This is a genomic window from Streptomyces sp. C, assembly GCF_000158895.1.
Classification (GTDB): domain Bacteria; phylum Actinomycetota; class Actinomycetes; order Streptomycetales; family Streptomycetaceae; genus Streptomyces; species Streptomyces racemochromogenes.
The window spans coordinates 1,801,930-1,803,223 of the sequence record NZ_GG657750.1 but is presented as its reverse complement, the minus strand read 5'-3'; the positions used below and the strand labels follow the sequence as shown (position 1 = coordinate 1,803,223).

Here is a 1,294-nt window from a genome sequence, read left to right as displayed (position 1 = left end):
AAAAAAAAAAAAAAAAAAGAAAATAAAAACAATAGGCGGAACCTGAGGACAAAGACAAAAACAGTCATGGGGCGCCAAAAGAACCGAACCGCGCGGAAGGAGAAAAAAAAAAGGGGAGGCATGGAGACCTCAGAAGCGACTACAACACAAGCTGTCCCTCCAACAGGCCCACCGAGAATGAACCGGTGCCGACCTCGCCGCCCGGCTCGGAGTGACGCCCCGCACCGTGCGGCGGGACGTCGACCGGCTCCGGGAGCTGGGGTACCCGGTGAACGCCAGCCCCGGCACCGGCGGCGGGTACCAGCTCGGGGCGGGGGCCGAGCTGCCCCAACTGCTGCTGGACGACGACGAGGCCGTCGCGGTCGCCGTCGGGCTGCGCACGGCCGCCGGCAACGGCGTCGAGGGGATCGGGGAGGCCTCTGTACGGGCCCTGGCCAAGCTGGAGCAGGTGCTGCCGTCGCGGCTGCGCCGACGGGTCTCAGCGCTCAACGAGTTCACCGTGCCCATGCTGCGCGGCCCGGGCCGCGACACCGTCGACCCGGCCGTGCTCACCGACCTCGCCGCCGTCTGCCGGGACGGCGAGCGGCTCCGGTTCGGGTACCGGGACCACGGCGGCAGCGTCAGCCGGCGCACCGTCGAGCCGCACCGCCTGGTGTGCTCCGAGCGGCGCTGGTACCTCGTCGCCTGGGACCTCGACCGGGAGGACTGGCGGACCTTCCGCGCGGACCGGATCGAGCCCCGCCCCCCGCACGGCCCCCGCTTCGTCCCGCGCCCGGCGCCCGCCGAGGACCTCGCCGCGTACGTGTCGCAGGGCGTGTCGCACCGCGCGTACGCGGCCCGGGCGGTGGTGCGGCTCCGGGTCCCGGCGGAGGAGGCGGCGCGGATCATCGGGCCCTCCGACGGGGTGCTGGAGCCGGTCGACGCGGAGAGCTGCCTGCTGCGCACCGGGGCGGTGAGCCTCGACGTCCTGGTGATTCACGTCATGCTGATCGGCTGTGAGTTCGAGGTGGTGGAACCCCCCGAGCTGACGGACCGGATCCGGGCCCTGCGGGACCTTCTGGGGCGGGCCGTCGAAGCCCCGCGGGAGTAAGTCCCGGGCGGGGAATTCGGGTTCCGCGACGGAATTCGAAAGGGGTCCCGTAAAGCCGGGATTACCGGCGGCGACCGTAGACAACCCGTGACACAAGCGTGACCCGGTACGGAGGAACATCCGCTCAGCGGGCTGACGTGTCCGGGCATATGAACGCCGCCCGGCGTCTCTCCCGCGCCTCTCCCGTGTCGCGGAACGCCGACG

The 1,294-nt window shown here is 70.6% G+C and carries 1 pseudogene; it reads left to right on the top strand.

Features of this window, described 5'->3' with window-relative positions:
* Positions 1-151 precede the first annotated feature (151 nt).
* Positions 152-1,090 (top strand): annotated as a pseudogene (locus tag SSNG_RS07935) (YafY family protein).
* Positions 1,091-1,294 lie beyond the last annotated feature (204 nt).